At 32.4% G+C, this 23810-nt stretch carries 26 protein-coding genes; 2 read left to right on the top strand and 24 right to left on the bottom strand.

Annotated elements, in window-relative coordinates:
• Positions 1-21: 21 nt before the first annotated feature.
• From rfbB to ACHRVZ_RS13910, 11 genes are all read right to left on the bottom strand, one after another.
• On the bottom strand, positions 22-1068 hold the full coding sequence (rfbB, locus tag ACHRVZ_RS13960) for a dTDP-glucose 4,6-dehydratase (RefSeq protein ID WP_395423175.1): 1047 nt from the start codon (positions 1066-1068) through the stop codon (positions 22-24).
• 8 nt (positions 1069-1076) lie between these two features.
• Positions 1077-2078: a mannose-1-phosphate guanylyltransferase gene (locus ACHRVZ_RS13955; RefSeq protein ID WP_395423174.1), complete on the bottom strand. Its 1002-nt coding sequence runs from the start codon at positions 2076-2078 to the stop codon at positions 1077-1079.
• A gap of 3 nt (positions 2079-2081) precedes the next feature.
• Positions 2082-2504 (bottom strand): adenylyltransferase/cytidyltransferase family protein, encoded by a 423-nt coding sequence (locus tag ACHRVZ_RS13950; protein WP_121322201.1) that lies wholly within the window; start codon positions 2502-2504, stop codon positions 2082-2084.
• A gap of 27 nt (positions 2505-2531) precedes the next feature.
• Complete coding sequence (locus ACHRVZ_RS13945) at positions 2532-3845, bottom strand: nucleotide sugar dehydrogenase (RefSeq protein WP_395423173.1); 1314 nt, start codon at positions 3843-3845, stop codon at positions 2532-2534.
• A gap of 270 nt (positions 3846-4115) precedes the next feature.
• The gene (locus tag ACHRVZ_RS13940) at positions 4116-4580 is read right to left on the bottom strand and encodes a UpxY family transcription antiterminator (protein ID WP_395423171.1); all 465 of its coding nucleotides are present in this window, start codon (positions 4578-4580) and stop codon (positions 4116-4118) included.
• Between the two features lie 91 nt (positions 4581-4671).
• The gene (locus ACHRVZ_RS13935; RefSeq protein WP_395423170.1) at positions 4672-6063 is read right to left on the bottom strand and encodes a UDP-glucose 6-dehydrogenase; all 1392 of its coding nucleotides are present in this window, start codon (positions 6061-6063) and stop codon (positions 4672-4674) included.
• A gap of 28 nt (positions 6064-6091) precedes the next feature.
• Positions 6092-7075 carry an SDR family oxidoreductase gene (locus tag ACHRVZ_RS13930; protein ID WP_395423169.1) on the bottom strand — a complete coding sequence of 328 codons (984 nt, stop codon included), beginning with the start codon at positions 7073-7075 and terminating at the stop codon, positions 6092-6094.
• Between the two features lie 10 nt (positions 7076-7085).
• On the bottom strand, positions 7086-9530 hold the full coding sequence (locus ACHRVZ_RS13925; protein ID WP_395423168.1) for a polysaccharide biosynthesis tyrosine autokinase: 2445 nt from the start codon (positions 9528-9530) through the stop codon (positions 7086-7088).
• Positions 9531-9539: 9 nt separating this feature from the next.
• Complete coding sequence (locus tag ACHRVZ_RS13920; RefSeq protein ID WP_395423167.1) at positions 9540-10340, bottom strand: polysaccharide biosynthesis/export family protein; 801 nt, start codon at positions 10338-10340, stop codon at positions 9540-9542.
• Positions 10341-10410: 70 nt separating this feature from the next.
• A complete protein-coding gene (gene recR / locus ACHRVZ_RS13915) occupies positions 10411-11031 on the bottom strand; it encodes a recombination mediator RecR (protein ID WP_395423166.1) in 621 nt (206 codons plus the stop codon).
• A 165-nt stretch (positions 11032-11196) separates the two neighbouring features.
• Entirely contained in the window at positions 11197-11562 is a 366-nt protein-coding gene (locus ACHRVZ_RS13910; protein WP_395423165.1) for a CoA-binding protein, read from the bottom strand.
• Positions 11563-11713: 151 nt separating this feature from the next.
• On the opposite strand from ACHRVZ_RS13910, the gene ACHRVZ_RS13905 reads away from it, so the two are divergent.
• Together ACHRVZ_RS13905 and ACHRVZ_RS13900 are read left to right on the top strand one after the other, a co-directional pair.
• Positions 11714-12343: a MarC family NAAT transporter gene (locus ACHRVZ_RS13905; RefSeq protein WP_395423164.1), complete on the top strand. Its 630-nt coding sequence runs from the start codon at positions 11714-11716 to the stop codon at positions 12341-12343.
• Between the two features lie 36 nt (positions 12344-12379).
• A complete protein-coding gene (locus ACHRVZ_RS13900; protein ID WP_395423163.1) occupies positions 12380-12823 on the top strand; it encodes a GNAT family N-acetyltransferase in 444 nt (147 codons plus the stop codon).
• Positions 12824-12906: 83 nt separating this feature from the next.
• Here the strand turns inward: ACHRVZ_RS13900 and ctlX are convergent, their stop codons facing one another.
• The 13 genes from ctlX to secY all read right to left on the bottom strand — a co-directional run bounded on the left by ctlX (position 12907) and on the right by secY (position 23799).
• On the bottom strand, positions 12907-13842 hold the full coding sequence (gene ctlX / locus ACHRVZ_RS13895) for a citrulline utilization hydrolase CtlX (protein WP_395423162.1): 936 nt from the start codon (positions 13840-13842) through the stop codon (positions 12907-12909).
• A 74-nt stretch (positions 13843-13916) separates the two neighbouring features.
• Positions 13917-14831: a dimethylarginine dimethylaminohydrolase family protein gene (locus tag ACHRVZ_RS13890; protein ID WP_395423161.1), complete on the bottom strand. Its 915-nt coding sequence runs from the start codon at positions 14829-14831 to the stop codon at positions 13917-13919.
• Positions 14832-14896: 65 nt separating this feature from the next.
• On the bottom strand, positions 14897-16174 hold the full coding sequence (locus tag ACHRVZ_RS13885) for a citrate synthase (protein ID WP_395423160.1): 1278 nt from the start codon (positions 16172-16174) through the stop codon (positions 14897-14899).
• Between the two features lie 155 nt (positions 16175-16329).
• The gene (eno, locus tag ACHRVZ_RS13880) at positions 16330-17622 is read right to left on the bottom strand and encodes a phosphopyruvate hydratase (RefSeq protein WP_271334615.1); all 1293 of its coding nucleotides are present in this window, start codon (positions 17620-17622) and stop codon (positions 16330-16332) included.
• 100 nt (positions 17623-17722) lie between these two features.
• Positions 17723-18841, bottom strand: coding sequence for a glutamine-hydrolyzing carbamoyl-phosphate synthase small subunit (carA, locus tag ACHRVZ_RS13875; protein ID WP_395423159.1), 1119 nt, complete (start codon positions 18839-18841; stop codon positions 17723-17725).
• Between the two features lie 250 nt (positions 18842-19091).
• Positions 19092-19580 carry a 50S ribosomal protein L17 gene (gene rplQ / locus ACHRVZ_RS13870; RefSeq protein WP_395423157.1) on the bottom strand — a complete coding sequence of 163 codons (489 nt, stop codon included), beginning with the start codon at positions 19578-19580 and terminating at the stop codon, positions 19092-19094.
• A gap of 36 nt (positions 19581-19616) precedes the next feature.
• Positions 19617-20609, bottom strand: a complete 993-nt coding sequence (locus ACHRVZ_RS13865; RefSeq protein WP_026109818.1) for a DNA-directed RNA polymerase subunit alpha — start codon at positions 20607-20609, stop codon at positions 19617-19619.
• A 21-nt stretch (positions 20610-20630) separates the two neighbouring features.
• A complete protein-coding gene (gene rpsD / locus ACHRVZ_RS13860) occupies positions 20631-21236 on the bottom strand; it encodes a 30S ribosomal protein S4 (protein WP_026982953.1) in 606 nt (201 codons plus the stop codon).
• 95 nt (positions 21237-21331) lie between these two features.
• Positions 21332-21715 (bottom strand): 30S ribosomal protein S11, encoded by a 384-nt coding sequence (gene rpsK, locus ACHRVZ_RS13855; RefSeq protein ID WP_007803677.1) that lies wholly within the window; start codon positions 21713-21715, stop codon positions 21332-21334.
• A gap of 8 nt (positions 21716-21723) precedes the next feature.
• Complete coding sequence (gene rpsM / locus ACHRVZ_RS13850; RefSeq protein ID WP_007803675.1) at positions 21724-22098, bottom strand: 30S ribosomal protein S13; 375 nt, start codon at positions 22096-22098, stop codon at positions 21724-21726.
• 2 nt (positions 22099-22100) lie between these two features.
• Positions 22101-22217 (bottom strand): type B 50S ribosomal protein L36, encoded by a 117-nt coding sequence (gene ykgO, locus ACHRVZ_RS13845; RefSeq protein ID WP_072945378.1) that lies wholly within the window; start codon positions 22215-22217, stop codon positions 22101-22103.
• Positions 22218-22229: 12 nt separating this feature from the next.
• Positions 22230-22445 (bottom strand): translation initiation factor IF-1, encoded by a 216-nt coding sequence (gene infA, locus ACHRVZ_RS13840; RefSeq protein ID WP_007136545.1) that lies wholly within the window; start codon positions 22443-22445, stop codon positions 22230-22232.
• Between the two features lie 7 nt (positions 22446-22452).
• The gene (secY, locus tag ACHRVZ_RS13835; protein ID WP_041516266.1) at positions 22453-23799 is read right to left on the bottom strand and encodes a preprotein translocase subunit SecY; all 1347 of its coding nucleotides are present in this window, start codon (positions 23797-23799) and stop codon (positions 22453-22455) included.
• Positions 23800-23810: the final 11 nt, after the last annotated feature.

The following is a 23810-nucleotide window of genomic DNA, read 5'->3' as shown; positions in this document are numbered from 1 at the left end:
TTTAAATAAAATTATTTGCTTTTATGAATATTGTTTTTGATAATAATCTTTATAAGAACCCGAAGTCACATTTTGTAGCCATTCTTCATTAGAAAGGTACCAATTGATTGTTTTTTCCAGGCCTTCTTCAAAAGTAACAGAAGGCTTCCATCCCAATTCTGTATTAATTTTAGAGGCATCTATTGCATACCTTAAATCATGACCAGGTCTGTCTTTAACATAAGTAATCAATTCCTGAGAAGTTCCTTCAGATCTGCCTAATTTTTCATCCATGATTTGGCATAATAATTTGACTAAATCAATATTCTTCCATTCGTTAAAACCTCCAATATTATACGTTTCATGATTTTTTCCTTCGTGAAAAACTAAATCTATTGCAATAGCATGATCTTCGACAAAAAGCCAATCACGTGTATAGTTTCCGTCTCCATAAACAGGCAAAGGTTTATTATTAATAATATTATTAATAAAAAGTGGGATTAATTTTTCAGGAAAATGATACGATCCATAATTATTGGAACAATTGGTCAAAACATAAGGCAACCCATAAGTTTCTCCATAAGCCCTCACAAAATGATCTGAACTTGCCTTAGAAGCCGAATACGGAGAATTAGGATCATAAGAAGTAGTTTCTGTAAAAAGTCCCTCTGCTCCAAGAGAACCATAGACTTCGTCGGTACTAATGTGATAGAAACGTTTACCCTCAAAATTATTTTTCCATTTATTTTTCGCTGCATTCAATAGATTCATCGTTCCAATAACATTTGTTTTTACGAATGCTAAAGGATCATCAATAGAACGATCTACATGGGATTCTGCTGCCAAATGCAAAACACCATCAAAATTATGAATTGAAAAAAGTTCATTTATAAAAGCTTCATCAACGATATCTCCTTTTACAAAACTATAGTTAGGCTGATTTTCTATATCTTTTATATTCTCCAAATTACCAGCATAAGTCAATGCATCCAAATTGAAGATTTGATATTCTGGATATTTATTTACAAAACATCTTACTACGTGTGAACCAATAAAACCGGCACCGCCAGTGATAAGAATTTTTTTCATTTTAAATTTTAATTTAATAAATCGGAATTTATTTTTTCTAATTCACTGTAGATATCCTTAACATCTTGCGAATTTTCTTTTTGCAAAATTAAATTTGCTGTATCGGTATATACAAAAATAGTATTTTTTAATCCCAAAAAAGTAGTATGCTTACCAGAACCAATTACCATATTTCCATTTTTATCAACAGGATGATTTTTTGATACTAAATAATCATAAACCGATTCAAATGATCCTAAGTCTGACCACGAAAAAGCAGCAGGTACTACTTTTATTTTTTTACTGCGCTCCATAACAGCATAATCAATGCTGATTGATGGAATTTCTAATGATAGATCCAAATCTAAAAAACCATTTTTACTTGCTTCCCAGACAGCTTTAGATTTCTCATAAACATCCGGCTGAAATTGCTTTAGTTCCTCTAAAAGAACACTAGCTTTGAAACAAAACATTCCGCTATTCCATAAAAAATTCCCTTTTGCAATAAATTCTTTTGCTGTAGTTTGATTTGGTTTTTCACGAAATGAAATTACGTTATCTCCTTTTGACTCGATATAACCATATCCAGTTTCTGGTTTGGTAGGAATAATTCCGAAAGTAACAATAAAACCATCTTCTGCTTTTGAAACAGCCTCATTAATTGCTTTATTATAATCCTCTATTTTATCAATAATGTGATCTGAAGGTGTTACAATTAATATATCATCAGGATTTGAAGCAAATGCCGCAAAAGCTATGGCAGCAGCAGTATTTCTAGGTGTTGCTTCCACTATGTTTACATAAGAAGTTTTGGTTTTATCCATCACTTTTCCGCTCAAGTGATGATTATCTACATTACCTACTACCATTACCTTATTTGCTAAATGACTGTTACGATCAACAGTTATCTCAAATAAAGATTTATTTTCAAATATCTCTAAATATTGTTTAGGTTGGCTTTTTCTTGAAAGCGGCCATAATCTACTACCTACTCCACCAGTTAAAATAACGTGAGTTATTGACACTCCCATATATTATATTTTTTTTAATTGTTTTTCAGCAACCTCTTTTCTAAGATTACTGCTTGAAAATCGATGATCTCGAACATTAAAGTATAACGCTATTCCCTTTTGTTCACAGTATTCACGTCCAGTAAAATTTTTCTCGCGATATTCATCACCAATAATACGTACATCTATTTTAAAAGACCGCAAAATATCTTCCAGATCTTGCTCGGTTGCATAAGGAACAATTTCATCTACAAATTTGCAGCCTTTTAATTGTATGTATCTTTCTACTACTGTTTGAGAAGGACTGTTTTTTTCAGGGCGATCAAGTGTTGGGTCTGTTTGCAACCCTACTATCAAATAATCGCATTCTCTTTTGGCTTCTTCTAACATCTTAATATGTCCTGCATGTAATAAATCAAAAGCACTAAAAGTTATTCCTACTTTCATAATTTTATTTTATTTTATTTTAGAAAATTACAATCTATTATCAGCTATTGAGCCTAAAACTCCTTTTACGTCGTATAACAAACTGTTTTCTTTTTGCAGTTCTGAAAAATCTAATTTTAAAAATTCATCATGCGCAACTCCTAAGACTATCGCATCAAATTTTTGTTTAGGAATAGAATTTACAGTTTCTAATTTATATTCTTTTCTAACTTCTTCAATATTTGCAAGAGGATCATATAAAGTAACAGAAATACCGTATTCTTTTAATGCTCTTATTACATCAACTATTTTAGTATTTCTTACATCAGGACAATTCTCTTTAAAAGTAATTCCAAGCATTAAAAGGTTTGCACCATTAACTGAAATTCCTTTTTTTATCATCAACTTTACGACTTGCGAAGCCACATATTCGCCCATACTATCATTTAAACGACGTCCAGCCAGAATTATTTCAGGATGATACCCAAATTCCTGTGCTCTTTGAGCTAAATAATATGGATCAACACCTATACAATGTCCTCCAACTAAACCTGGCTTAAATGGTAAAAAATTCCATTTAGTTGATGCTGCTTCTAAAACGTCTTGAGTATCAATATTCATCAAGTTGAATATTTTAGCAAGCTCATTTACAAAAGCAATATTAATATCTCTTTGAGAATTTTCAATAACTTTAGCAGCTTCAGCAACTTTTATAGTTGGTGCTAAATGAGTACCCGCTGTAATAACTGATTTGTACAAAGCATCAACTCTTAAGCCAATTTCAGGTGTTGAGCCCGATGTTACTTTTAGAATTTTTTCTACAGTATGCTCTTTATCCCCTGGATTTATTCTTTCAGGTGAGTAACCTGCAAAAAAATCTTCATTAAATTTCAAACCAGAAATTCTCTCTAAGACTGGAACACATTGTTCTTCTGTTACTCCTGGATAAACAGTAGACTCGTATATCACGATGTCCCCTGTTTTTAATACTTTCCCCACTGACTCACTCGATTTATACAAAGGAGTTAAATCAGGACGATTATTTTTATCAACTGGAGTTGGAACTGTTATTACAAAATAATTACAATCCGTAATATCATCTAAGGAAGTCGTGCAATATAATCCAACTTTAGAACTCGAATTAGTAATCAAAACTTTTTGCAAAGTTGCATCATCTACTTCTAATGTTGTATCTGTACCTGATTTTAATGAAGTAACTCTTGTTTCATTAATATCAAAACCTACCACTGCATATTTAGTAGCAAATAGTCGAGCCAACGGCAAACCAACATAACCTAAACCAATAACAGCTATTTTTATGTTTTCTTCCAATTTATCTTCTTTTTTATTCACTTCAGTCATTACAATTCACGGCTTCGCCTCTCTGAGTCACAAAGGTTTGACACAGATACTCTAAAATCATTTTCGGCAAATATAACATATTAAGTCAATTTATTCAATACGGTTTCCCGTAATACTGAAAAAACAAACAATTTTAAAAAAATGACAAAGTTTAATCTACTATCAATCAGTATGTAAAAAAATACATTATAAAAAAAACAGAAAATAAAATCTCATATTAAAGAAATTTCACCTTCTGTTTTAACTAAAAACAGTTAAAGTATAACTGATTTATTTGTATTTTATTTTAAGGACACATCCTAAAGATTCTAAAACCAATATATAGTGTGTATTTGAGACCTCCTGAACTATTGCATCCTGGTTACTAAAAGCTCCCGTTTCTAATTTTATACGATCTCCAACCTGAATTGAAGTCACTGAAATGTCACATATATTCTCAGCCTTAAGACTCGTTTTAATTATATTTATTTCTTCATCACGAACAACGGCAGGCTTGCCTAACCAAAACAAATACCGAACTACTCCTGCAATTTGAAAAACAGAATTTCGATCTTTATCTGCCAACTGAACAAACACATAAGAATTAAAAAGCGGAACTTCAATCTTCTTCTTCCTATCAGACCATTCTTTTATTTGAGTAATTAATGGACAATAACATTCTATCCCAATCTCATTAAGTTTCTCTGCTACTTTTTTCTCCCATTTAGGCTTTGTATACACGACGTACCAATTCATATTCTCTCTTTATATTGAAATAAAACTTCTAGACTCATCTTTCTTGTATGCATTTCATCATTAATTTTATTTCATCACATAACATATTCAATTATGAACCTATACCGTTATAAATAAACCCAATTGACTCCAGTTCTTTTGCATTTAATATATTCCTGCCATCAAAAAGAAAAGCCGGTTTATGCATCGAATCATATATTTTTTGCCAATCGTAAGCAGTAAATTCATCCCATTCCGTTAGAATTGCAATTGCATGAGCTCCTTTACAAGCTTCATAAGCATTATCAAATATTGACAATGCATTACTATTCTCTTCCACTGTTCTGCTTTCTAAATAATCCAGATCGCTCAACATTTTATTTCTTGAAACTTTTGGATCATAAACAGAAATTTTAGCCCGCTCATTTATCAAATCGTCAGCAACGTAAATTGCTGCAGATTCTCGAGTATCATTTGTATCTTTTTTGAAAGCCCATCCTAAAAATGTAATTTTTTTATCGGCTACTGTATTATATAAAGTTTGAACAATTTTATTTGAAAATCTTCTTTTCTGATGATCGTTCATAATAATAACCTGCTCCCAATAATCTGCTACCTCATTAAGTCCGTAAGATTTTGCAATGTAAACTAAATTAAGAATATCCTTTTGAAAACAAGAACCTCCAAAACCAACTGACGCTTTTAGAAATTTAGGACCTATTCTACTGTCCATTCCAATTGCTCGTGCTACTTCACTAACATCAGCACCTGTTTTCTCACACAATTCAGACATTGCATTTATAGATGAAATACGTTGCGCTAAAAATGCATTAGCCGTAAGTTTAGATAATTCTGACGACCAAACATTGGTGGTTAAAATTTTATCTTTACTTACCCAATTTGCATACACATCCACTAAAGCATTAATTGCCTCTTCACCTTCTGGCGTTGCATCTCCTCCTATTAAAATTCTATCCGGATTTAATAAATCTGTCACAGCAGTTCCTTCTGCTAAAAATTCAGGATTTGATAAAATTTGAAACTGTACTCCATTTCCTGTATTATCCAAAATACTTTTTATCGCTTCAGCAGTTCTTACCGGTAATGTTGATTTCTCAACAACAATTTTATTTTGCTTGGCAACTTTAGCAATTTGTCTGGCACATAATTCAATATATTTCAGATCGGCCGCCATACCTTTACCTTTTCCGTAAGTCTTGGTTGGAGTATTTACCGAAATAAAAATTACCTCTGCTTCATCAATTGCTTTTTCTACTTCTGTTGAAAAGAATAGATTTCTACCTCTTGCCTCTGCCACTATTTCTGAAAGCCCAGGCTCGTAGATCGGAATATTATCTGTATTTGGATCGTTCCAATATTTAATTCTTTGTTCGTTCAAATCGACAACAGTCACTTGAATATGTGGACATTTTTGAGCAATTACCGCCATTGTTGGACCTCCAACATAACCTGCACCAATGCAACAAATTTTTGTAATTTTCATTTAATTTACTATTAACTTGATCCTTATTTTATTTCAAATTATTCCAATACCAGCTTACAGCTTCTTTTAACCCTTTTTGTAAAGAAAACTTCGGGTTATAATCTAACATCTCTTTTGCCTTGTCTATACTTGCTAATGAATGTGGAATATCACCGGCTCTATTTGCGCCGTAAACAATTTCTACATTAGCTATTTCCGAATCAAACTCAGCTAAATACTCTTTCAAATACCTTACCAAATCATTTAATGTATTTCGATCACCAAACGCGGTATTATAAACCGTATTTATTGCTTCCGGATTTTGGCTTGTCATAGCGAGCTCATTCATCTGAATTACATTGTCTATATAAGTAAAATCACGAGAATAATTTCCATCTCCATTAATCACAGGACTTTCATGCTTCATTAATTGGGTAACAAATTTAGGAATCACAGCTGCGTATGCGCCATTAGGATCTTGTTTTCTGCCAAAAACATTAAAATAACGCAAACCTATAGTTTCCAACCCATAAGTTCTGCTAAAAATCTCTGCATATAATTCGTTTACATATTTAGTAATCGCATACGGAGACAATGGTTTTCCAATTACATCTTCGACCTTTGGCAATCCTTGAGAATCTCCATACGTTGACGAACTTGCAGCATATATAAATCTTTTTACTTTTCCATCGCGTGAAGCAACCAACATATTCAAAAACCCCGAAACGTTTACATCATTTGTTGTAATTGGATCGTTAATTGATCTTGGAACTGAACCTAAAGCTGCTTGATGCAAAACATAATCAACTCCTTCAACTGCTAAATTACAATCGGCAATATTACGAATATCTCCCTCTATCAATTTAAAATTGGGATTCGCGATAAAATCTTTTAAATTATGACGATGACCGGTCGAGAAATTATCAAGACAAATTACTTTATAATCTAATCCTAAAAAATACTCAGACAAATTTGACCCAATAAAGCCAGCTCCACCTGTAATTAAAATCGTGTATTGAGTTGATGTATTCATTTGGTTCAATTTATTTTTTATTAAATTTATTCAATATAGTCTTCCATAAACTTAGTTTCAATTCTTCGTCATGGTAGCCATTTGCATAAGCTCCGTAACCGTATCCGTATCCATAAGCTGAACCATATTTTGCTTTATTCTCATAACCATTCAAAACTATACTTGCATTATTTAACTCCCCTCTTTTTACTCTTGTATTCAACAAAGTTATCATATCTTTTTTGGTATAATTCTGTCTTACAATATAAAGAGTTACATCTGCAAATTGAGATAACTCTAAAGCATCTGAAACCAGACCAACCGGAGGTGTATCTAAAATAATATAATCATATTTTTTCTTCAACTCACTAATTAATTCTTTCATAACATCCCCCAATATAAGCTCTGAAGGATTTGGAGGAATTGGCCCGGAAAGTATAACATCCAGATTTGCAATTTGCGTTGCGTTTGTTATTTCTTCTAAACTATTTTGTTTGATTAAATAATTCACAACTCCAATTTGATTTTTTATACCAAATTCTTCGGATAATCTTGGTTTTCTTAAATCTAAACCAACCACGACTGTTTTTTTATCACTTAATGCAAAAACCGTCGCTATATTAATAGAACAAAATGTTTTTCCTTCGCCACTTATAGATGAAGTAATCATTAAAGTCTTTGAACCGCTAACCTGCTGTTTTTTATACAAAAACTGTAACGATGAGCGTATTGCTCTAAAAGCTTCTGAAAGTGCTGATTTTGGTTTATCAAACACAGCTAAACTCAATGAATCATTATTAACACCAATAACACCTATTAATGGTATTTGAGTTAATTTACTAATATCATCTCCATTTTGAATTGAATTGTTTGTAAAGAAAATTCCAAAAACAAAAAACAAAGGAATTAATATACCTAAAAACAAAGCCAGAATATAATTCACGGATGTTTTTGGTCCAACTAATCCTCCGCCAATATCTTTTGCCGGATCAATAAAATGAACATCTGATAAATTAGATGCTTTTACAATCTCTGCCTCATTTCTTTTTTGAAGAAATTCAGTATAAATATTATCACTTAAATCATATTTTCTTTGAATTTTCAATAATTCCTGTTGTTCTTCAGGAAGCCTTTTAACCGTACTTTCAGCCTGACCGATTTTTGCATTAACCATTGCTAAATCAGTCAATAAAGACACTTTTGCAGATGCAATATTTTCGAGCAGAACATTTTTAACAGCTCGCATTTGATTATCAAAATCTTTAAATATCTTATCGCTTTTTACCGCATAAGCCATTTCCGATCTTTGAGTCGAAAGCGCTATAAGTTTTGACACATTTACAACAACATTTGGATCCTCGATTCCTGCAACTGAAGGCGCGGGTAATCTTGAATAATCTTCACTATTATTCAAATACGTTTTTAAAGAATTATAATAAGCAATTTTTCTGGTTACTTGATCTTTCTCGACATCAAAATCCATTATCTTATCCGAAAACTTTACTCCACCTTCGATTTCATAAATGTTTTTATCTTTTCTAAATGATTTTAGTTCATTACCTGTTTGCTTCAGTTGAGATTCCATAGCAACAAGAGTACTATCGATAAATCTAATGGTATTGGTTGCAAACTGATTTTTTCCATCAAGTTGAATTTTGATCAACATTCTCACTGTCGAATTCAAATACTCTACCATTCGGGCTTTGTTTGCGCCCTGTAACCCCAGTGTCAATATTGATCCGCTTTTATCATCAGAACTAACACTTACTCCTCTGTAGCGAGAAACTGTGCTGTCAAAATCATTGAAGCTTACAAAATATTCGTTTCCTGTATAAAAGCCCGGATTATCGTTTATTTGCAATTTCCAATTTAAGAAAGGTAACAAAACCTGTTGACCCACTTTATATCGTTTTACAAATTCAACAGGCTGAACAGCAGTATTACTGTATGTATTATTTGAATATGTAATTAAAGAAGCTGAATTATTCTCAAAAGGAATTCGAATTTCATATTCAGCAGGACTTAGAAACTTAATACTTATTAAGGTATTTGCAAGTTGTCCTTTTGTTTTGTCAATAGTTACATAAAAAGGTATTTCGCCATAAGAATCGATTAAATTATATTTACCCTGAACAAAGTAATCAATATAAAATTGCAATTTATCTACAACTAATTCATTATGAGATCGAGATTGAATTATAGTTGAAATATTGTTTACCTGATCTGAAGCTCCTCCCCAATTAAAGATTAAACTTGTGTTTGATGTAAAAAAAGGATTTCGTTCTTCTTTGATTGAAATCATAGTTTGCATTCCGTAAATTTTTTCTTTACGAATATTTACCTGATAAGCAATTGTGAAAGCAATTATTAAACTTGCTAAAAACCACTTCCAGTAACCGGCAATTTTCAACAAAAAACCTTTAAAATCAAAATTTGACTGATTCTCAAAAATGGAAAAATCTTTTATATCTAGCATCTTTTGAATTTAGTTTTTCAGAATCAAATAAACTGTTGTTGCCAATGACAATAAAGTGATTACAGTTCCTATTGATTGTATTCCTGTTTGGCCAGTTCCCCAAGTTTTTTGCTTGAGTGGTTTTACATAAATATAATCATTAGGCTGTAAATAATAATAAGGCGATTTCATCACATTTACATCTGTTAAATCGAGATCATTCATTTGAACTCCAGTTGGAGTTTGACGAATTACTGTTACAGATTTTCTATTTCCAACAGTAGTGATATCCCCCGCATTTGCAATAGCCTCCATTATATTTACATGCTCCTGAAACAATGTTTTTGTGCCAGCACTCCCAACTTCTCCATTGATTGTATATCTAAAACCAGCCAGTTTTACTGTTACAAAAATATTAGCTTCTTTTTTAAAATATTCTTCAAGGAGTTTCTTTTCAATATTAATTCGAACTTCTTCGAGAGTATAGCCTATTACATTTATTTCGCCTAAAATTGGCATTCTAATATTCCCATGATCGTCAACTGTAAAACCATTAAAATACAAACTCGATTCATTTTTCAACGTTCCTGAACTATTGCTCTCGGTGTTACTTGTACTAAAAATGGATACCAATTTTGGGTCGATCGCTTTTATATCAATACTTAAAATATCATTTACCTGCAATCTATAAGGTTTAGATTGAACAGCAGATATATTATTCTGTTCTCCTGAACTGCTTTTATCTTGTAAATAAACCAAGTCTTTTACAGGAATACAAGATGTAAATAGTGTGCTAATTAATAGCAATATATAAAAGCAGTTTTTTGTCATTATCTAATTTTTATGGCAAATATAGCTTTTCCTTTAATTTTCAGAAAATCTACACCCTATTTGGGCTAATTTAATTGTTTTTGAAAGTTTTTTCAAATGGAACCCGATGCAAAATACTTCTTCCGAGTGTAATTTCGTCAGCATATTCTAACTCATCGCCAACAGATATACCTCTTGCAATTGTAGAAATTATAATTTCTGATTCGCCAATTTGTTTATAAATATAGAAATTTGTAGTATCCCCTTCCATTGTAGAGCTCAATGCAAAAATGATCTCAACTACTTTTCCTGATTTTACTTTTTCAACTAAACTTGAAATATTCAACTGACTTGGACCAACTCCTTCTATTGGAGAAATCTTACCACCCAAAACATGATAAATTCCTTTGTACTGACCTGTATTTTCGATCGCCATAACATCCCGAATATCTTCGACCACACAAATCGTCTGATGATTTCTTGCCAAATTAGCACAGATTTCACAAACTTTTGTATCTGAAATGTTATGGCAATTTTCACAGAATTTAATATCCTCACGCATATTCAACAATGCTTGCGATAAAAAACCTGTCTGCTCTTTGGGCTGTTTTAACAAATGAAGAACCAATCGCAATGCCGTGCGTTTACCAATTCCTGGTAATTGTGACATTTCGTTGACTGCTTTTTCTATTAATTTTGATGAAAATTCCATGACGACAAAAATAATATTTTAATGTTTCTTTTTTAGCCCTGATAGTCCCAAAACTTCAAGAGAAATCCTTTTTGTTTTTTTTCTTTAAAAAATAAAAAAATTGCAACGAATTGCTTCACCAATTCGCACTTTCAGGCTCGGGTACGGGATTAGCTCCTAAAAAATCTAATATTGATTTGTAGCCAATAAAACTAACGTACACGCAACTTCGGCCTTGATATTATTCAATTCTAATAATTGATAAAATTCCGGATTTTCCGTACCAGGATTAAAAACAACTCTTTTTGGCTGCGCTTCGATAATATAATTATAGTACTCTCGCTGACGTGCCGGATTCAGATATAAAGTGACAGTATCAATATTTTTTACAGGAATTGCTTTGGTATGAATTTTTACACCTGCAACTTCGCCGGCCTTTTGTCCAATTGCCAAAACTGAATGTCCTTTTTCAACCAACATATTTATGGCTCTAAAAGCGTAACGTTCTGGTTTTGTTGTAGCTCCAAGAACTAGGGTTTTCTTATTTTTCATTATTTTAAAATATGATACAAAAGTAATCAAAAAGAACGAGCATCGTTTAGCTTATTGATTTAGAATTATTAGTAATAAAAATAATATCATAACGTGAATTTGTGCTGAAATATCAAAAAAAGACTATTTTTACTTCATTAACCCAAACTATATGGATTTATTCATTTATTTATTTGCTGCTCTTTTTTCAGTACTAAACCCAATCGGAACGGTTCCGATTTTTGTTGGACTAACTCAACATGATTCTCAAAAAGAACGATCTCGCATTTCGCTTTGGACTGCCATAAACGTTTTTATTATTTTAATAGTATCGTTTTTTATCGGTCAGTATGTTTTATCTTTTTTCGGAATTAGCATTGATGCTCTTCGAATTGCAGGTGGGATTGTGATCGTAAATTCTGGTTTTTCACTATTATCCGGAAAATTCAATAAGAAACGAGGTATTAATAAAAAGATTGAAAACGAAGTTCAACAACGTAACGACATTGCTTTGACACCACTGGCGATTCCGATGTTAGCTGGTCCCGGATCTATCTCTTTATTGATTGCTTTTCACCAGGAACATCATGAAATGAACGAAATCATCTTTTCATGTTTAGCAATTCTAGCCATTGCAGTCGCTATTTATGCTATTTTAAAAAGTGCGCACTATTTAGCAAGAATACTTGGCGCATCAGGAATTGTAGCCATTTCTAGAATTGTTGGCTTTATTGTAATCTCAATTGGAATTCAATACATTGTAAGTTCAATTATTAATATCGTAAAAGGCAATTTGATGTAAATTGATTATTAAATGTAATTTGTAAAGTTAAAAATTATGAAAGAAATTAATTTCTCTTTTGGAGATTATGTAATTACAACCTATAAAAACAAATTAGATCTTTATGCAATTCATGATTTCTTATCAAAGGAATCTGGCTGGAGCAACAATATTCCTTTTGAAACCTTGAAAAATTCTATCGAAAATTCTCTGAATTTTGGATTATTTTATAAAGACAGACAAATTGGTTTTGCAAGAGTAATATCTGACTTTGCTACAATTGCTTATTTGGGAGATATTTATGTTTTAGACGAATTTAGAGGCAAAGGTCTTTCAAAAACTTTAATGGAGCAAGTAATGCATCATCCTAATCTGCAAGGTTTACGTCGTTGGATTTTATTAACTTCTACTGCCGAATGGCTTTACGAAAAATACAATTTCACAAAATTACCGAATCCAGAATTATATATGGAATTATACAATCCTGAGGTTTATAAATAAAAGTAATTACTAAAAAACGCAAAATTCCAAATTCCAAACTGTACTATTTGGAATTTGGAATTTGTTTATTAAAAATTATAATTTTAGTTTCTTGGTAAAAATACTTCAGCCATCATACATCTTGCACTTCCTCCTCCACAAGCTTCAATAGTATCTAAACTCGAACTCAAAATTTCGGCATGATTCTCTAATTGTGCTATTTGTTTTGGAGTCAAGCTCTGATGTGCCGATGCACTCATTACAATATACTTCTTATCATTGGTTCCTCGAACCTCCAACATATTACCAGCAAAATTATTTACTTGCGCTTCAGTAATCAAAATCACTTCTTTTTTATCCGCTTTTAGATTTTCAAGAACCATTTTGCGCTCTTTCTTATCATCAATACAATCTGCACAAATAACTGCAAAAGTTTCGCCTAAACACATCATTACATTTGTATGATAGATCAATTTACGTTCTCCGTCGACCGTTTGAAAAGCTTCAAAAATAACTGGAGCATAATCAAAATCTTCACAGAACTCAATGAACAATTCTTCATCAGCCCGAGGTGATAATGCGCAATATGCTTTAGCGTTTGCTCGATCTAAAAGTAAACTTCCTGTTCCTTCTAAAAAGAATCCGTCATCTTCTGCAGATGTATAATCCATAATATTAGAAATCTCAAAACCCTTTTCTTCAAGAGTATCCAAAATATCTTCACGACGTTCCTGACGACGGTTTTCAGCAAACATTGGATACAAAGCTACATCTCCGTTTTCGTGAAATGAAACCCAATTGTTTGGAAAAACACTATCGGGAGTATCCGTTTCTATAGTATCTTCTATAACGGTAACATCAACTCCTACAGCCCTTAATTTTTCAACAAAAACATCAAATTCTTGTTGCGCTTTTGCATTTACTGTACTTGGCAAAAGCCCGTCTAATACTTTTTGATAATAATTATTTACAGCAGTTTGCTCATTCATTCTAAAAGCTACTGGCCGAATCATTACGATTGCATTTGTTGTTTGATTCATTTGTTTATGTTTTTTATTTCAGGTTTCATATTTCAAGTTTGCTGTAACTTGAACTATGAAACCTGAAACTTATTTTAGTCTCTAATTAATGGTAAAGTCGAACATCTTAATAAGCCTTCTTGCTTCGCAATTTCCGCATACGGAATTTCTTCAACTATAAAACCATTTGCACGCAGCCAATTGTTTAATCTTGTGAAGTTTTTCTCTGAAACAACTACATTCTCATCTATCGAAAATACATTTGAAAACATGTTATACATTTCGTTTCTCTCGATATGAAATAAATTTTCTTTTCCAAAAAGATTGACCAGATATAAATAATCAGCCTCTTCACGGAAACCTCTTTTGTAAATTATTCCTTTATCTTTTCCAACAGGTTGAAAACAACAATCTAAATGCAAAGCATTGTCTCTAGCTTCTAACTTAGATTTTACTAAATCGAATTCTTTAACAATTTTATTCGGAAACAATTCTTTAATATAGTTTACACCATGCATATTAGTTCTTGCAGTAATGTAATCCTTATAGTCACTCCCTTTATAAGTTCCAATAAAAATATGATCATTCCAAAGCATTACATCTCCACCTTCAATATGAACCTGTTCTGGCGGACGAACTACTTTTAATGGATCCATTTGATCAATTATATATTGAATGGCATCTAATTCACGTTCTCTATCGGGCAATATATTAGATTTCACAAATGTATCATCAATTACAAAACCTATATCTCTCGCAAAAATCTGATTATAATTCTCAATCATTTCCGGACGATAAACGGTTACATCATACTTTTGAAAAACGGCATTAAAAGCTTCCATTTCAGCAACCATATCTTTTTCGATTGGATATGTCCCCGCTTTTATATGTTCCAATGATTTAGGATCATAGGCTTCATCTAAAGATGGAGTCGGCCCATTATGAACAGCTGAACCCAAAACTACAGCACGTAATCTTGACGTTTCGTTCTTTATATTTAATTGCAACATAACTCTATTATATTTTGAGCAAAGATAAAAAAAGCTTCACAGTTAAGTGAAGCTTTAAAATGTTTTTATTTGTTCGACTTAAAGTCTCTCAGCGGGTGTCCAGTATAAATTTGTCTTGGTCTGCCAATTGGTTCTTTATTTTCACGCATTTCTTTCCATTGCGCAATCCAACCTGGTAATCTACCAATAGCAAACATTACAGTAAACATATCAGTTGGAATACCTAATGCTCTGTAAATAATTCCAGAGTAGAAATCAACGTTTGGATATAAATTTCTTGATTTAAAGTAATCGTCTTCAAGAGCTGCCGCTTCTAGTTTTTTAGCAATTTCTAAAATCGGATCATCAACTCCTAAAGTTTCTAAAACCTCTTTAGCCGCTTTCTTGATAATTCTAGCTCTTGGATCAAAGTTTTTATAAACTCTATGACCAAATCCCATTAAACGGAATGGATCATTTTTATCTTTTGCTTTTGCTAAAAATTTATCAGTATCACCACCATCTTTATTTATCTCTTCCAACATTTCAAGTACTGCTTGATTTGCACCTCCATGAAGTGGTCCCCAAAGAGCAGAAACTCCAGCAGAAATTGAAGCAAATAAACCAGCGTGAGACGAACCAACCATTCTTACTGTAGATGTAGAACAGTTTTGTTCATGATCTGCATGAAGGATAAACAATTTATCTAATGCATCAACAATAATAGGATTTGCTGAGTATGGTCCTGTAGGCAATTTAAACATTAATTGCATAAAATTCTCTACATAACCTTGTGTATTGTCATAATAGTTTAACGGATAACCCATAGATTTTCTATAAGTCCAGGTTGCAATTACAAGAAATTTACCCATTGTTTTACAAATGGCTTCATACATTTCTTTTTCATTCTCAACATTTACAGCTTTTGGATTAAATGCCGTTAAAGCACTTGTCAAAGCTGATAAAACGCCCATTGGGTGAGCTGTTTTTGGAAAACCGTCAATGATATTTTTCATCTCTTCGTTTACCAAAGTATGTTTTTTAATACCATTTTCAAATTGCTCCAGTTCTTTTGCAGTTGGCAGTTCACCAAAAATCAAAAGGTACGATACTTCTAAAAAGTTAGCTTTTTCAGCTAAATCTTCGATTGAATATCCTCTGTAACGCAAAATTCCTAATTCTCCATCCAAGAAAGTGATCTCACTTTTACAAGATCCAGAATTTTTATATCCTGGGTCGATTGTAATAATACCTGTTAAATCACGTAATTTGTTAATATCGATAGCTGATTCATTTTCACTCCCCGTGATTACCGGAAGTTCAATTTTTTTACCATCTACTTCTAATGTAGCTATTTTTGACATAATATATCGGAAATAAATCTTTAAAATAATAATTTATCAAATCTAAGGAATTTAAGACTAATTAAAAAAAGAATACTGCTATGAATTTGTTAAAACTCCAAAAAAAAACCACTCGTAAAAACGAATGGTTTAAATTTAATATATAACTCTTACAATTATTTAATCTTGAAAGCGTTTAATCCAGGAAAATAAGCAGTACTTCCTAATTCCTCTTCAATTCTTAATAATTGATTGTATTTTGCCATACGATCAGAACGAGAAGCAGAACCAGTCTTAATTTGACCACAGTTTAATGCTACAGCTAAATCAGCAATAGTATTATCTTCTGTCTCTCCTGAACGGTGAGACATAACTGAAGTATATCCTGCATTTTTAGCCATATTTACAGCTGCAATAGTCTCGGTCAAAGTTCCAATTTGGTTCACTTTTACTAAAATAGAATTTGCAATTCCTTTTTCGATTCCAGTTGACAAACGCTCAACATTAGTAACAAACAAATCATCACCAACTAATTGAACTTTATGTCCAATTTTCTCAGTTAACAATTTCCATCCGTCCCAGTCATTTTCATCCATTCCATCTTCAATAGAGATAATTGGATATTTAGCCACTAATTCAGCTAAATATTCAACTTGTTCAGCAGAAGATCTAACTTTACCAGTTTCTCCTTCAAATTTAGAGTAATCGTATTTACCGTTTACATAAAATTCTGCAGAAGCACAGTCAAGCGCGATCATAATTTCGTCACCGAAAGTATATCCAGCATTTTCAACTGCTTTTTTGATAGTATCTAAAGCATCTTCAGTACCACCTGCCAAGTTTGGAGCAAAACCACCTTCGTCACCTACAGCAGTACTTAAACCTCTATCGTGTAATACTTTTTTCAAGCTGTGAAAAATTTCAGTTCCCATTTGCATAGAATGAGAAAAAGAAGTTGCTTTTACAGGAAAAATCATAAACTCTTGAAATGCAATCGGCGCATCTGAGTGAGAACCACCATTGATGATATTCATCATTGGCACAGGTAATGTATTAGCAGAAACTCCACCAACATATCTGTATAATGGCAATCCAAGTTCGTTAGCAGCAGCTTTTGCGGCAGCTAATGAAACTCCTAAAATAGCATTAGCTCCTAATTTTGATTTGTTTGGAGTTCCGTCTAAATCAATCATTAATTGATCGATTGTGTTTTGTTCAAAAACAGAAGTCCCTACTAATTCTTCAGCAATAACAGTATTTACATTGTTCACTGCATTCAAAACTCCTTTTCCTAAGAAAGCTTTTCCTCCGTCACGTAATTCAACAGCCTCATGTTCTCCAGTTGATGCTCCAGATGGAACAGCAGCTCTTCCTAAAACTCCATTCTCAGTAATAACATCAACTTCAATAGTAGGATTACCTCTGGAATCAAAAATTTGTCTTGCGTGAACTTTAATTATAATACTCATTATTTTTGTTTTTTATTAATAAATTATATTTTTTTTCGAAATTATAAAATTATTTAATAGTAAAAATGCATTTTAACCATTAAACACCTTTATTTATTAACTATATCGTTTTAGCAGTAGCAAGTTTTATATTCTCAACAAACTGATCAAACAAATAAGATGAATCGTGAGGTCCTGGACTAGCTTCCGGATGATATTGGACTGAAAAACAATTCTTATTTTTCATACGCATACCAGCAACAGTTTCGTCATTTAAATGCAAGTGTGTAATCTCTAAATCCGGATGATTATCCAATTGCTCTTTGTTTACAGCAAAACCATGATTTTGAGAAGTAATCTCACCTTTTCCGGTAATTAAATTTTTTACAGGATGATTAATACCTCTGTGTCCGTTAAACATTTTATAAGTCTGAACACCATTAGCCAGAGCAATTACTTGATGCCCTAAACAAATACCAAATAAAGGTTTGTCATTTGCTAAAATTTCTTTTGCAACTTCAATAGCTCCAAAAAGCGGATCCGGATCACCAGGCCCGTTAGACAAGAAATAACCATCTGGATTAAACTCGGCTAAATCTTTATAAGTAGAGTTATATGGACAAACCTTAATATAACAATCTCTTTTAGCAAGGTTTCTTAAGATATTCTTTTTAATCCCAAGATCTAAAGCCGAGATTTTATATGTAGCATTTTCATCACCAAAGAAATAAGGCTCAGTCGTTGAAACTTTCGATGCTAACTCCAAACCTTCCATATTTGGCACATTAGCCAATTCTTTCTTCAAGTCGTCTATAGAAGTTCCATCTGTACAGATAACAGCATTCATTGCACCGTTATCACGAATATAACTAACAAGCGCGCGCGTATCAACATCAGAAATACAGATTAAATTTTGTTTTGCAAAATAATCTTCTAAACTTCCTGAAGCATCTTCTCTAGAATAATTAAAACTGAAGTTTTTACATACTAATCCAGCAATTTTAATGCTATCAGATTCAATTTCTAAATCATTAACACCATAATTTCCAATATGTGCATTAGTAGCCACCATAATTTGACCAAAATAAGAAGGATCCGTAAAAATCTCTTGGTACCCGGTCATTCCAGTATTAAAACAAACCTCTCCGAAAGTTTTACCTCTAATTCCGATAGATTTCCCGTGAAAAATAGTTCCATCACTTAGTAATAAAATGGCGCTTTGTCGTGTAGTATATTTCATTCTTTAATTTGTATTGTTGTTTTTTAATTGTGTCATGAAACCCGCAATGCGTCTTTCATTTGTAATTAGATATTTTGCAAATTTACTTCTTTAAAATAGTGCTTCCAAGATTTTTTAAAAATTTCATTGATAAAATTAAAACCTAAGTTTTAAAATAAGTTATATTTCAAACTTTTAAAAAAAATCAAAAAAAAAGGATAAACTAAAAAATAGTTTATCCTTGATTTCTATAGAATCATTACTTTCATAATTATTCAGAAGCTTCAGTAGTCGATTCAGACTCAGCAGCTGGAGCTTCAGTTGTATCCTCAGCTTTTTTTGCTTTACCACCACGACGGCTTTTTGCTTTTTTAACTTCTTTTTTACCACCATTGTAAAGTTCATTGAAATCTACAAGTTCGATCATTGCCATATCAGCATTATCTCCCAAACGATTTCCAACTTTAATGATACGAGTGTATCCACCTGGACGGTCACCAACTTTAGCAGCTACGTCTCTGAACAAGTCAGTTACAGCATACTTGCTACGTAAGTAAGCAAAAACAATACGACGGTTGTGAGTCGTATCTTCTTTTGATTTTGTGATTAAAGGCTCAACGAATTGTTTAAGCGCTTTAGCTTTAGCAACAGTAGTGTTAATACGTTTGTGCTCAATAAGAGAACAAGCCATATTAGCTAACATAGCTTTTCTATGTCCAGTCTGTCTGCTTAAGTGATTGAATTTTTTTCCGTGTCTCATTGCTATTTTAAATTTAATCCGCCGAAGCGGATTGAATTATTCTTTATCTAATTTGTATTTAGCTAAGTCCATTCCGAAAGTTAAATTTTTAACTGCAACAAGTTCATCAAGTTCAGTTAAAGATTTTTTACCAAAATTACGGAATTTCATCAGATCATTTTTATTGAACGATACTAAATCACCAAGTGTATCAACTTCAGCCGCTTTCAAGCAATTTAATGCTCTCACAGATAAATCCATATCAACAAGCTTAGTTTTAAGCAATTGTCTCATATGCAATGATTCTTCATCATACGATTCTGTTTGTGCAATTTCGTCAGCCTCGAGTGTAATTCTTTCGTCAGAAAACAACATGAAGTGGTGAATTAAAACTTTAGCAGCTTCAGTTAGAGCATCTTTTGGATTAATAGAACCATCAGTTTTAATTTCAAAAACTAATTTTTCGTAATCTGTTTTTTGCTCAACACGGAAGTTTTCAATTGCATATTTTACATTTTTTACCGGAGTAAAAATTGAATCTGTAAAAATGGTTCCAATTGCAGCGTTCTGTTTTTTGTTCTCCTCAGCAGGAACGTATCCTCTACCTTTTTCGATTGTTAAATCGAAGTTCAATTTGATTTTTGAATCTAAATTACAGATAACAAGGTCTGGATTCAGAACTTGAAAACCTGAGATAAATTTTTGAAAATCACCTGCTGTTAATTGATCTTTACCAGAAACAGAAATTGTAACTGCTTCATTATCGATATCTTCAATTTGACGTTTGAAACGTACTTGTTTTAGATTAAGGATAATTTCGGTAACATCTTCAACAACACCTGAAATAGTAGAAAACTCATGATCTACACCTTCGATACGAACAGATGTAATTGCATAACCTTCTAATGCTGAAAGCAAAACTCTTCTAAGTGCATTACCAACTGTCAATCCATAACCAGGTTCTAAAGGTCTAAATTCGAATTTACCTTCAAAATCGGTTGAATCGATCATGATAACTTTATCGGGCTTTTGAAAATTAAATATTGCCATAAATTTCGACTAAGTCAATTATTATTTGTTGTACAACTCTACGATTAATTGTTCTTTAATGTTTTCTGGAATTTGAAGTCTTGCAGGCACAGAAACGAAAGTTCCTTCTTTAAGATCATTGTTCCAAGTAATCCATTCATAAACATGACTTGAATTTGATAAAGAACGTTCGATAGCTTCTAAAGATTTAGATTTTTCACGAACTGCAACTTTATCACCAGGCTTAAGGTGGTAAGAAGCGATATTTACAACTTCACCATTTACAGTAACGTGTCTGTGAGAAACTAATTGTCTCGCACCTCTTCTAGAAGGAGCAATACCCATTCTAAAAACAACGTTATCTAATCTTGCTTCACATAATTGTAAAAGAACTTCACCAGTAACACCTTTAGTAGCTGATGCTTTTTTGAATAAATTTCTGAATTGTTTTTCTAAAATTCCGTAAGAATATTTAGCTTTTTGCTTTTCCATTAACTGAACAGCATACTCAGATTTTTTACCTCTTTTTTTAGCCATCCCGTGTTGTCCAGGTGGGTAATTTCTTTTTTCGAAAGATTTATCATCTCCGAAGATTGCTTCGCCAAATTTACGAGCAATTCTAGTTTTAGGACCAGTATATCTTGCCATTTCTAAAAAATTAATTTTAAGGTAGAGATTATGAATTCAGGTCAAATCCTTCGATAATCTATATTCTACCTTGTTTATACTATAAATAAATAAAATTAAACTCTACGTCTTTTTGGAGGACGACATCCGTTGTGAGGCATTGGAGTAACATCGATAATCTCTGTAACTTCAATTCCACCGTTATGAATAGAACGAATAGCAGACTCACGTCCGTTTCCTGGTCCTTTAACATAAACTTTCACTTTTTTAAGTCCAGCCTCAAGAGCTACTTTACTACAATCTTCTGCTGCCATTTGGGCTGCGTATGGAGTATTCTTTTTAGAACCTCTAAAACCCATTTTACCAGCTGAAGACCAAGAAATAACTTCACCTTTTTTGTTTGTCAAAGAAATGATGATGTTATTGAAGGTAGCAGAAATATGAGCTTCTCCCGTTGATTCAACGATAACTTTACGTTTTTTTGCAGTTGCTTTAGCCATATTACTTATTATTTAGTTGCTTTTTTCTTGTTAGCAACAGTTTTTCTTTTACCTTTTCTTGTTCTAGAGTTGTTTTTAGTTCTTTGTCCTCTTAACGGAAGACCAGATCTATGACGAATACCTCTGTAACAACCAATATCCATCAAACGTTTGATGTTCAAAGAAACTTCAGAACGTAATTCTCCTTCAATTTTGTAAAATGAAACTGCATCACGAATCGCTCCGATCTCATCATCATTCCAATCTTGAACTTTTTTGTCTTGGCTAACTTGAGCTTTTTCTAAAATCTCAATAGCTCTACTTCTTCCTAATCCAAAGATATAGGTAAGTGCTATAACACCTCTTTTATTTTTTGGGATATCTACCCCTGCTATTCTTGCCATAATTATCCTTGTCTTTGTTTAAATCTAGGATTCTTTTTGTTTATTACGTACAATCTCCCTTTTCTACGCACAATGATGCACTCGGGACTTCTCTTTTTTACTGATGCTCTAACTTTCATAGTGAATATCCTTTAATATCGATAAGTAATTCTTGCTTTTGACAAATCATAAGGACTCATTTCCAGTTTCACTTTATCACCAGGTAATAACTTGATGTAATGCATACGCATTTTACCAGAAATATGAGCAATTACGATATGTCCATTTTCTAACTCTACACGGAACATCGCATTTGATAATGCTTCAATGATTGATCCGTCTTGTTCTATTGCTGATTGTTTTGCCATAAATATATTAAGCTACCGCTTTTCTATTTTTACCAGTCTTCATTAAACCATCATAATGTTTGTTTAACAAGTATGAATTGATCTGTTGAATAGTATCTATTGCAACACCAACCATAATTATTAATGAGGTACCTCCAAAAAACATTGCCCAAGATTGTTGTACATCCATAATACTTACAACAATGGCTGGGAACACAGCAATCAAAGCAAGGAATAAAGATCCTGGGAAAGTTATTAAAGACATCACTTTATCTAAAAAGTCTGAAGTTTCAGCTCCTGGACGAATACCAGGAATAAAACCACCACTTCTTTTTAAATCATCAGCCATTTTATTAGTAGGTACGGTGATCGCAGTATAGAAAAATGTAAATACAATAATTAAAGTTGCAAATACAAAATTATACCAAAAACCAAACATATTACTAAATGCACCAACAATAGATTGTGATGTATCTGATTTAGACAATCCAGCTACAGCTGCAGGGATAAACATAATTGCCTGAGCAAAAATGATCGGCATAACTCCAGAAGCATTAAGCTTTAAAGGAATCCATTGTCTATTACCACCTGCCAAATCTTGTTCGTAATCACCTGTTGTTGTACGACGAGCGTATTGAACAGGAATTCTACGTACTGCCATTGTAAGCAATACACAAGAAATGATAACTAATAACCACACAATAATTTCAATAACTAATAACATTGGACCACCATTGTTATTGGTAACTCTAGAAGAGAACTCTTGCATAAATGCTTGAGGTAATCTTGCTAAAATACCAACCATAATCAATAATGAAATTCCATTTCCAATACCTTTATCTGTAATTTTCTCTCCAAGCCACATAGCAAAAATTGTACCTGTAACCAAAATAATAACAGAAGAGAATAAAAATTCAGGAGAATTAAAACCTAGTAAGAATGCACTTCCAGGTAATGTTCTGTATAAATTGTAGATATAAGTTGGACCTTGAACCAGTGTAATAGCTATAGTCAACCAACGAGTGATTTGATTAATCTTTTTTCTACCACTCTCTCCATCGTTTTGAAGTTTTTGCAAATAAGGAATCGCAATTCCCATTAACTGAACAACAATAGATGCAGAAATATAAGGCATAATACCTAAAGCAAAAACTGAAGCTTTAGAGAAAGCACCTCCTGTAAACATGTCCAGGATAGACCCTAAACCTTGTTTAGTTTGTCCCGCCAAACCTGTCAATTGAGTTGCGTCAATTCCAGGTAGCGTTACATGTGCACCAAAACGATATACTAAAAGCAATCCTAATGTAATTAAGATTCTATTTTTCAGTTCTTCGATTTTCCAAACATTACTTATTGATTCAATAAATTTCTTCATCTTAGTAGATA

The organism is Flavobacterium sp. FlaQc-57 (assembly GCF_044007395.1).
Taxonomy (GTDB): Bacteria; Bacteroidota; Bacteroidia; order Flavobacteriales; family Flavobacteriaceae; genus Flavobacterium.
The sequence above is the reverse complement of the archived record's forward strand: the minus strand, read 5'-3'. Positions and strand labels throughout refer to the sequence as shown.

Excerpts from the sequence above, each read along its gene's own strand:
- ctlX (WP_395423162.1), bottom strand. The coding sequence starts at position 13,842 with ATGAATCAAACAACAAATGCAATCGTAATGATTCGGCCAGTAGCTTTT.
- ykgO (WP_072945378.1), bottom strand. The coding sequence starts at position 22,217 with ATGAAAGTTAGAGCATCAGTAAAAAAGAGAAGTCCCGAGTGCATCATT.
- ACHRVZ_RS13955 (WP_395423174.1), bottom strand. The coding sequence starts at position 2,078 with ATGGGAGTGTCAATAACTCACGTTATTTTAACTGGTGGAGTAGGTAGT.
- rfbB (WP_395423175.1), bottom strand. The coding sequence starts at position 1,068 with ATGAAAAAAATTCTTATCACTGGCGGTGCCGGTTTTATTGGTTCACAC.
- rpsM (WP_007803675.1), bottom strand. The coding sequence starts at position 22,098 with ATGGCAAGAATAGCAGGGGTAGATATCCCAAAAAATAAAAGAGGTGTT.
- rpsD (WP_026982953.1), bottom strand. The coding sequence starts at position 21,236 with ATGGCAAGATATACTGGTCCTAAAACTAGAATTGCTCGTAAATTTGGC.
- ACHRVZ_RS13905 (WP_395423164.1), top strand. The coding sequence starts at position 11,714 with ATGGATTTATTCATTTATTTATTTGCTGCTCTTTTTTCAGTACTAAAC.
- ACHRVZ_RS13865 (WP_026109818.1), bottom strand. The coding sequence starts at position 20,609 with ATGGCAATATTTAATTTTCAAAAGCCCGATAAAGTTATCATGATCGAT.
- secY (WP_041516266.1), bottom strand. The coding sequence starts at position 23,799 with ATGAAGAAATTTATTGAATCAATAAGTAATGTTTGGAAAATCGAAGAA.
- rpsK (WP_007803677.1), bottom strand. The coding sequence starts at position 21,715 with ATGGCTAAAGCAACTGCAAAAAAACGTAAAGTTATCGTTGAATCAACG.
- ACHRVZ_RS13925 (WP_395423168.1), bottom strand. The coding sequence starts at position 9,530 with ATGCTAGATATAAAAGATTTTTCCATTTTTGAGAATCAGTCAAATTTT.
- ACHRVZ_RS13935 (WP_395423170.1), bottom strand. The coding sequence starts at position 6,063 with ATGAAAATTACAAAAATTTGTTGCATTGGTGCAGGTTATGTTGGAGGT.
- eno (WP_271334615.1), bottom strand. The coding sequence starts at position 17,622 with ATGAGTATTATAATTAAAGTTCACGCAAGACAAATTTTTGATTCCAGA.
- carA (WP_395423159.1), bottom strand. The coding sequence starts at position 18,841 with ATGAAATATACTACACGACAAAGCGCCATTTTATTACTAAGTGATGGA.
- ACHRVZ_RS13885 (WP_395423160.1), bottom strand. The coding sequence starts at position 16,174 with ATGTCAAAAATAGCTACATTAGAAGTAGATGGTAAAAAAATTGAACTT.
- ACHRVZ_RS13940 (WP_395423171.1), bottom strand. The coding sequence starts at position 4,580 with ATGAATTGGTACGTCGTGTATACAAAGCCTAAATGGGAGAAAAAAGTA.
- ACHRVZ_RS13890 (WP_395423161.1), bottom strand. The coding sequence starts at position 14,831 with ATGTTGCAATTAAATATAAAGAACGAAACGTCAAGATTACGTGCTGTA.
- infA (WP_007136545.1), bottom strand. The coding sequence starts at position 22,445 with ATGGCAAAACAATCAGCAATAGAACAAGACGGATCAATCATTGAAGCA.
- ACHRVZ_RS13950 (WP_121322201.1), bottom strand. The coding sequence starts at position 2,504 with ATGAAAGTAGGAATAACTTTTAGTGCTTTTGATTTATTACATGCAGGA.
- ACHRVZ_RS13930 (WP_395423169.1), bottom strand. The coding sequence starts at position 7,075 with ATGAATACATCAACTCAATACACGATTTTAATTACAGGTGGAGCTGGC.
- ACHRVZ_RS13910 (WP_395423165.1), bottom strand. The coding sequence starts at position 11,562 with ATGAAAAATAAGAAAACCCTAGTTCTTGGAGCTACAACAAAACCAGAA.
- ACHRVZ_RS13920 (WP_395423167.1), bottom strand. The coding sequence starts at position 10,340 with ATGACAAAAAACTGCTTTTATATATTGCTATTAATTAGCACACTATTT.
- ACHRVZ_RS13945 (WP_395423173.1), bottom strand. The coding sequence starts at position 3,845 with ATGACTGAAGTGAATAAAAAAGAAGATAAATTGGAAGAAAACATAAAA.
- ACHRVZ_RS13900 (WP_395423163.1), top strand. The coding sequence starts at position 12,380 with ATGAAAGAAATTAATTTCTCTTTTGGAGATTATGTAATTACAACCTAT.
- rplQ (WP_395423157.1), bottom strand. The coding sequence starts at position 19,580 with ATGAGACACGGAAAAAAATTCAATCACTTAAGCAGACAGACTGGACAT.
- recR (WP_395423166.1), bottom strand. The coding sequence starts at position 11,031 with ATGGAATTTTCATCAAAATTAATAGAAAAAGCAGTCAACGAAATGTCA.